Annotated in this window: 6 protein-coding genes; all 6 read left to right on the top strand. The window is 55.1% G+C overall.

From position 1 onward, the window contains the following. Positions 1-52 precede the first annotated feature (52 nt). The 6 genes from wcaJ to galF all read left to right on the top strand — a co-directional run bounded on the left by wcaJ (position 53) and on the right by galF (position 7,912). Positions 53-1,447: an undecaprenyl-phosphate glucose phosphotransferase gene (gene wcaJ, locus IM290_RS20795; RefSeq protein ID WP_032619344.1), complete on the top strand. Its 1,395-nt coding sequence runs from the start codon at positions 53-55 to the stop codon at positions 1,445-1,447. A gap of 1 nt (position 1,448) precedes the next feature. After that, a complete protein-coding gene (wzxC, locus tag IM290_RS20790; RefSeq protein WP_003863527.1) occupies positions 1,449-2,927 on the top strand; it encodes a colanic acid undecaprenyl disphosphate flippase WzxC in 1,479 nt (492 codons plus the stop codon). Between the two features lie 15 nt (positions 2,928-2,942). After that, positions 2,943-4,223, top strand: a complete 1,281-nt coding sequence (wcaK, locus tag IM290_RS20785) for a colanic acid biosynthesis pyruvyl transferase WcaK (protein ID WP_017383279.1) — start codon at positions 2,943-2,945, stop codon at positions 4,221-4,223. Then, a complete protein-coding gene (gene wcaL / locus IM290_RS20780; RefSeq protein ID WP_047726988.1) occupies positions 4,220-5,440 on the top strand; it encodes a colanic acid biosynthesis glycosyltransferase WcaL in 1,221 nt (406 codons plus the stop codon). Before wcaK ends, wcaL begins: the two co-directional genes overlap by 4 nt. A 12-nt stretch (positions 5,441-5,452) precedes the next feature. Continuing rightward, positions 5,453-6,844, top strand: coding sequence for a colanic acid biosynthesis protein WcaM (wcaM, locus tag IM290_RS20775; protein WP_045339093.1), 1,392 nt, complete (start codon positions 5,453-5,455; stop codon positions 6,842-6,844). 174 nt (positions 6,845-7,018) lie between these two features. Then, positions 7,019-7,912, top strand: coding sequence for a GalU regulator GalF (gene galF / locus IM290_RS20770; protein ID WP_047056180.1), 894 nt, complete (start codon positions 7,019-7,021; stop codon positions 7,910-7,912). The last annotated feature ends 237 nt before the right edge of the window (positions 7,913-8,149 follow it).

The raw sequence follows: 8,149 nt of genomic DNA, 5'->3' as shown, positions 1-8,149 counted from the left end.
AGAGGGCCGGGGTGAGGGGCGAGGGGTAAGGTTTAGAACTAAAGGAACAACGATGACAAATCTAAAAAAGCGCGAACGAGCGAGAACGAATGCATCGTTAATCTCTATGGTGCAGCGTTTTTCTGATATCACCATCATGGTCGGCGGACTGTGGGCGGTGTGTTGGGTCAGCGGGCAGTCGTTCTTATACATGCACTTGCTGATGGCGTTGATTGCGCTGGTGGTGTTTCAGATGATCGGCGGCATGACCGATTTCTATCGTTCATGGCGCGGCGTCAAAATGACCACCGAACTGATGCTGCTGCTCCAGAACTGGACCTTAAGCCTGGTTTTCAGCGCAGGGCTGGTGGCGTTCAGCCATGATTTTGATAACCGTCTTGTGACCTATCTCTGCTGGTATCTGTTAACCAGCATTGGCATGGTGGTCTGCCGCTCGCTGATCCGCTTTGGCGCGGGCTGGCTGCGCAACCGCGGGTATAACCGTCGCTTCGTTGCCGTGGCGGGCGACCTGCCGGTGGGGCAGGTGCTGCTCGACAGCTTCCGCAAAGAGCCGTGGTTAGGTTTTGAAGTGGTCGGGATTTATCACGACGCGAAGCCCGGCGGCGTGCCGTCCGACTGGGCAGGTAACTACGAACAGCTTATTGACGATGCGAAAGCCGGCAAAATTCATAACGTCTACATCGCCATGCAGATGAAAGATGAATCCCGCATCAAGAAACTGATGCGCGAGCTGGCGGATACAACCTGCTCGGTGATCCTCATCCCGGACGTTTTTACCTTCAATATTCTCCACTCCCGTATTGAAGAGGTGAACGGGGTACCGGTTGTTCCACTGTACGACACGCCGCTGTCGGGGATTAACCGCGTGCTGAAGCGCGTGGAAGATATCGTCCTTTCGTCCCTGATCCTGCTGCTCATTTCCCCGGTGCTGTGCTGCATTGCGCTGGCGGTGAAGCTCAGCTCGCCGGGGCCGATCATCTTCCGTCAGACCCGCTACGGCATGGACGGTAAGCCGATCATGGTGTGGAAATTCCGCTCCATGAAGGTGATGGAGAACGACAAGGTGGTGACCCAGGCGACGCAGAACGATCCGCGCGTCACCCGCGTGGGCAACTTCCTGCGCCGTACCTCGCTCGATGAGCTGCCGCAGTTCATCAACGTGTTCACCGGCGGGATGTCCATCGTCGGGCCTCGTCCTCACGCCGTGGCCCATAACGAGCAGTACCGCACCCTGATTGAAGGCTACATGCTGCGCCATAAGGTGAAGCCAGGCATCACCGGCTGGGCGCAGATCAACGGCTGGCGCGGCGAGACCGACACGCTGGAAAAAATGGAAAAACGTATCGAGTTCGATCTGGAGTACATCCGCGAGTGGAGCCTCTGGTTCGATATCAAGATTGTTTTTCTGACCGTTTTCAAAGGTTTCGTGAACAAAGCGGCGTACTAAGATGAGCTTACGAGAAAAAACCATCAGCGGCGCCAAGTGGTCAGCCATGGCCACCATCGTCATCATTGGCCTCGGCCTGGTGCAGATGACGGTGCTGGCGCGCATTATCGATAACCACCAGTTTGGTCTGCTGACCGTCTCGCTGGTGATTATCGCCCTGGCCGATACGCTGTCGGACTTTGGTATCGCCAACTCCATTATCCAGCGCAAGGAGATCAGCCATCTGGAGCTGACCACCCTCTACTGGCTGAACGTCGGGCTGGGTATCTTCGTCTTTGTGCTGGTGTTCCTGCTGAGCGATGTGATTGCCGGCGTGCTGCATAACCCGGACCTGGCGCCGCTGATGCGCACCCTGTCGTTCGCTTTCGTGGTGATCCCTCACGGGCAGCAGTTCCGCGCGCTGATGCAGAAAGAGCTGGAGTTCAACAAAATCGGCATGATTGAAACCAGCGCCGTACTGGCGGGCTTTACCTTCACCGTGGTCAGCGCCCATTTCTGGCCGCTGGCGATGACCGCCATCCTCGGCTACCTGGTTAACTCTGCCGTGCGCACGCTGCTGTTTGGCTTCTTTGGCCGCAAGATTTATCGCCCGGGGCTGCATTTTTCGCTGGCGTCTGTTTCATCCAACCTGCGCTTCGGCGCGTGGCTGACGGCAGACAGCATTATCAACTACGTGAATACTAACCTCTCCACTCTGGTGCTGGCGCGCATTCTGGGCGCGAGCGTCGCGGGTGGCTACAACCTGGCGTATAACGTCGCGGTTGTCCCGCCGATGAAGCTCAACCCTATCATTACCCGCGTGCTGTTCCCGGCGTTCGCCAAAATTCAGGACGATACCGAAAAGCTGCGCGTGAACTTTTACAAGCTGCTCTCCGTCGTGGGGATCATCAACTTCCCGGTCCTGCTGGGGCTGATGGTGGTCGCCAGCAATTTCGTACCGCTGGTGTTTGGCGAGAAGTGGAACAGCATCATCCCGATCCTGCAACTGCTGTGCGTCGTGGGGCTGCTGCGCTCGGTGGGGAACCCGATTGGTTCTCTGCTAATGGCGAAGGCGCGCGTGGATATCAGCTTCAAGTTCAACGTGTTTAAAACCTTCCTGTTTATTCCGGCAATTATTGTGGGCGGCCACATGGCGGGCGCCATTGGCGTGACGCTCGGCTTCCTGCTGGTGCAAATCGTCAATACCGTGCTGAGCTACTTCGTGATGATCAAACCGGTGCTGGGCTCCAGCTACCGTCAGTACATCCTCAGCCTGTGGCTGCCGTTCTATCTCTCCTTACCGACGCTTGCGGTGAGCTACGGCCTGGGCGTGGTGCTCAACGGGCATCTGCCGCTGGCGGCGCTGCTTGCGGTGCAGGTCGCGGCAGGCGCGCTGGCGTTCGGCGTGATGATTGTGCTGTCACGCAATGCGCTGGTGGTCGAGATGAAGCGCCAGTTTTGCCGTAACGAAAAAATGAAAACGCTGCTTCGCGCAGGCTAATTTTACGAGGCCATTATGAAATTACTTATTCTTGGCAACCATACCTGCGGCAACCGTGGCGACAGCGCCATCCTGCGCGGTTTACTGGATGCAATTAACACCCTTAAGCCTGAGACTGAAGTGGATGTGATGAGCCGTTATCCGGTCAGCTCATCCTGGTTACTGAACCGCCCGGTGATGGGCGACCCGCTCTACAGCCAGATGAAACAGCACAACAACGCCGCGGGCGTGATGGGGCGCGTGAAGAAAGTGCTGCGTCGCCGCTACCAGCATCAGGTGCTGCTTTCTCGCGTGACCGACACCGGCAAGCTGCGCAACATTGCCATCGCGCAGGGCTTTACCGATTTTGTTCGTCTGCTGTCCGGCTATGACGCCATTATTCAGGTGGGCGGTTCGTTCTTCGTCGATCTGTACGGCGTGCCGCAGTTTGAGCATGCACTTTGTACGTTCATGGCGAAAAAGCCGCTGTTTATGATCGGCCACAGCGTCGGGCCATTCCAGGATCCGCAGTTTAACCAGCTGGCGAACTATGTCTTCGGCCACTGCGACGCGCTGATCCTGCGTGAATCGGTCAGCCTCGACATGATGAAGCGCAGTGAAATCGACACCACCAAAGTGGAGCACGGTGTGGACACCGCCTGGCTGGTGGATCATCAGGATGACAGTTTCCAGGCCAGCTACGCGGTACAGCACTGGCTGGACGTGGCGGCAAAGCAGAAAACCGTCGCCATTACCCTGCGTGAACTTGCTCCGTTCGATAAACGCCTCGGCACGACCCAGGCGGCGTACGAGAAAGCCTTTGCCGATGTGGTGAACCGCGTGCTGGACAGCGGTTACCAGGTGCTGGCGCTTTCCACCTGTACCGGTATCGACAGCTACAACAAAGATGACCGTATGGTGGCGCTCAACTTGCGCAACCTGGTGAACGATCCGTCCCGCTATCACGTGGTGATGGACGAGCTGAACGATCTGGAGATGGGCAAGCTGCTCTCCGCCTGCGACCTGACCGTGGGCACGCGTCTGCACTCGGCCATTATCTCGATGAACTTCGGCACGCCAGCCATCGCCATTAACTACGAACACAAGTCCGCGGGCATTATGCAGCAGCTCGGTATGCCGGAAATGGCCGTCGATATTCGTCATCTGCTGGACGGGTCGCTGGGTGCGATGGTGGGCGACACGCTCGGCCAGCTGCCTGCGATCAACGAACGTCTGGCGATAGCGGTAAAAGCCGAACGCGAAAAAGGTATTGGCATGGTGAAATCCGTACTCGACCGCGTCCGGGAGGGGAAATGAAGGTTGGTTTCTTCTTACTGAAATTTCCGCTGTCATCTGAAACCTTTGTGCTGAACCAAATCACCGCGTTTATCGATATGGGGTATGACGTGGAGATTATCGCCCTGCAAAAGGGCGATACGCAAAACACCCATGCGGCGTATACCCGGTATGGGCTGGAGGCGAAAACCCGCTGGTTGCAGGATGAACCCGCCGGACGATTGAACAAACTGCGCCATCGCGCCAGCCAGACGCTGCGCGGCCTGCATCGCGCCTCGACGTGGCGGGCGCTGAATATGTCGCGCTATGGGGCGGAGGCCCGCAACCTGATCCTTTCCGCCATTTGCGGGCAAACGGCGCAGCCGTACCGGGCCGATGTCTTTATCGCCCACTTTGGCCCGGCGGGCGTCACTGCGGCAAAACTGCGTGAGCTGGGGGTGATTGACGGCAAAATCGCAACCATTTTCCACGGTATCGACATCTCCAGCCGGGAAGTACTGAACCACTACACGCCGGAATATCAGCAGCTGTTTCGCCGTGGCGACATGATGCTGCCGATAAGCAACCTGTGGGCCGGACGCCTGAAAACCATGGGGTGCCCGAGCGAGAAAATCACCGTTTCACGCATGGGCGTGGACATGGAACGCTTCACCCAGCGACCGGTCAAGGTGCCGGGCAAGCCGCTGCAAATTATCTCTGTTGCCCGCCTGACCGAAAAGAAAGGGCTGCACGTAGCCATCGAAGCCTGTCGTCAGCTGAAGGCACGCGGAGTGGACTTCCACTACCGCATCCTGGGTATCGGGCCGTGGGAGCGTCGCCTGCGCACGCTGATTGAACAGTATCAGCTGGAAGACGTGGTCGAGATGCCGGGCTTCAAGCCGAGCCACGAAGTGAAAGCCATGCTTGATGATGCGGATGTGTTCCTGCTGCCTTCCGTAACCGGCGCCGACGGCGATATGGAAGGTATTCCCGTGGCGCTGATGGAGGCGATGGCGGTCGGCATTCCGGTGGTCTCGACCCTGCACAGCGGTATCCCGGAGCTGATCACCTCTGAACACTCCGGCTGGCTGGTCCCTGAAAACAATGCGCTGGCGCTGGCGGATCGTCTGGCTGCGTTCAGCGATATCGATCAGCAGACGCTGATCCCTGTGCTGCAAAATGCGCGGCAAAAAGTTGAAGCAGAATTCAATCAGCAGGTGATTAATCGCCAGTTAGCGAGCCTGCTGCAAACGCTGTAATGCTGAGGTTGTATGCTGAAAAAGATTACCCGACGCCGATTTGTCTCTTCTTTATCCGTCCTGGCTGCCATGCCGCTGCTGTCGCCCCGCGCTGTGCGGGCGGCAACCGGGAAGACGGTTTCTGTCGATCGCTACAACAATAACGACTGGATCGCCGCCTTTAAGCAGGCTTTTGCCGAGGGCGATACCGTTGTTGTTCCCGCCGGGTTAACCTGTGAAAACATCAATACCGGCATTTTCATTCCTGATGGCAAAACCCTGCTGATCCGCGGTGCGCTGAAGGGCAACGGCCGGGGGCGGTTTGTGCTCCAGGAAGGCTGTAAGGTCATTGGGGAAGGAGAGGGGCGCACGCATAACATTACGCTGGACGTGCGTGGCTCCGACTGTGTCATTAAAGGGCTGGCGATGAGCGGCTTCGGCCCCGTCACCCAGATCTACATCGGCGGTAAAAAGCCGAGAGTGATGCGTAACCTGCTTATCGATCGCATTGCCGTGAGCCAGGCCAACTACGCCATTCTGCGCCAGGGTTTTCATAATCAGGTGGACGGTGCGCGCATAACCAACAGTAAATTCAGCCATTTGCAGGGTGACGCGATTGAGTGGAACGTGGCGATTAACGACCGCAATATCCTGATCTCTGACCACGTGATCGATAACATCAACTGCACAAACGGCAAGATCAACTGGGGGATAGGCATTGGGCTGGCTGGCAGCACGTACGACAATGACTATCCGGAACAGCAGACCGTTAAAAACTTCGTGGTGGCAAATATCACCGGCAGCAACTGTCGGCAGTTGGTCCATGTTGAAAACGGTAAACACTTTGTTATCCGTAATATCAAGGCCAGCAATATTACTCCCGACTTCAGTAAAAAGGCCGGAATTGATAACGCAACGGTAGCTATTTATGGCTGTGATAATTTCGTTATTGATAATATCGATATGGTGAACAGCGCCGGAATGTTAATCGGGTATGGCGTGATCAAGGGCGATTATCTGTCGATACCGCAAAACTTCAAACTTAACGATATTCGCCTGGATAACCGACAGCTTGCCTATAAGCTGCGCGGGATACAGATTTCCTCCGGCAATGCCACCTCGTTTGTTGCCATCACCAACGTCAACATGCAGCGGGCAACGCTTGAGCTGCACAACAAGCCACAGCATCTTTTCTTGCGTAATATCAACGTGATGCAGGAGTCAGCGACGGGACCAGCGCTTAAGATGAACTTCGACTTGCGCAAAGACGTGCGCGGGAAGTTTATGGCCAAAAACGAGACGCTGTTGTCGCTCGCGAACATAAAAGCGGTAAATGAAAAGGGGCAGAGTTCGGTGGATATTGATCGGGTCGATCAACACGTGGTGAATACGGAACGGTTGAATTTTGCGCTGCCGCACAGGTAATCCTACAGCCTATTTTGCGACTATTCCTGGTACGGAATCGCGATCTATTCAGATTACAACTACTGTAATTTGTGGTGGGGTGACCTAGGATTACTTCATATTTACGGCAAAACATGCTGGCGAAAACAGGTTTAAAAGCTATAATTCGTCAACCATTTTAAGGTGGAAGAAATAATGATTAATTTGAAAGCAGTCATACCGGTAGCGGGTTTGGGCATGCATATGTTGCCCGCCACAAAGGCCATTCCTAAAGAGATGCTGCCGATCGTTGACAAGCCGATGATTCAGTACATCGTCGACGAGATTGTTGCTGCGGGGATCAAAGAAATCGTTCTGGTGACGCACTCTTCGAAGAATGCCGTTGAGAACCACTTCGACACCTCTTATGAACTCGAAGCGCTGCTTGAGCAGCGCGTTAAGCGTCAGCTTCTGGCAGAAGTTCAGTCTATCTGTCCTCCTGGCGTGACCATCATGAACGTGCGTCAGGCGCAGCCGCTGGGTCTGGGGCACTCAATCCTCTGCGCGCGTCCGGTAGTGGGTGATAACCCGTTCATCGTGGTCCTGCCGGACATCATTATTGATACCGCTTCCGCCGATCCGCTGCGTTACAACCTGGCGGCAATGGTGGCACGTTTCAATGAAACGGGCCGTAGCCAGGTGCTGGCGAAACGTATGAAGGGCGATCTCTCTGAGTATTCTGTAATTCAGACTAAAGAGCCACTGGAGACGGAAGGGCAGGTGAGCCGTATCGTTGAGTTTATCGAAAAACCCGATCAGCCGCAGACCCTGGACTCCGACCTGATGGCAGTTGGCCGTTATGTGCTGAATGCGGATATCTGGGCTGAACTGGAAAAAACCGAGCCGGGCGCCTGGGATCGTATCCAGCTGACCGATGCGATTGCTGAGCTGGCGAAGAAGCAGTCGGTTGATGCGATGCTGATGACCGGCGACAGCTATGACTGCGGTAAGAAAATGGGGTATATGCAGGCGTTTGTGAACTATGGCCTGCGTAACCTGAAGGAAGGGGCGAAGTTCAGAGAAACTGTAATGAAGTTGCTTTCCTCTTAATTATTTGTTAAAGCTGAAATGTAATTGTTATTTAAGATAATGGCTATGTAAAGAGCCATTATTATCATAGTGAAGCACTGGCTGTAGCTTAGCCAGTGCGGTAGCGTGCCTACTACTTATAGTCCCATATTAAAACTTGAGTAAAAAACGATCAGTTGTGGTCATTCATTTGATTGAACAGTTTGATATAGTTTCTAAGTTACAATAATCTGAGTACTCAAAATGTTAACACTAGGG

The organism is Enterobacter cloacae complex sp. S1 (genome assembly GCF_014930525.1).
Classification (GTDB): Bacteria; Pseudomonadota; Gammaproteobacteria; order Enterobacterales; family Enterobacteriaceae; genus Enterobacter; species Enterobacter hormaechei_C.
The sequence above is the reverse complement of the archived record's forward strand: the minus strand, read 5'-3'. Positions and strand labels throughout refer to the sequence as shown.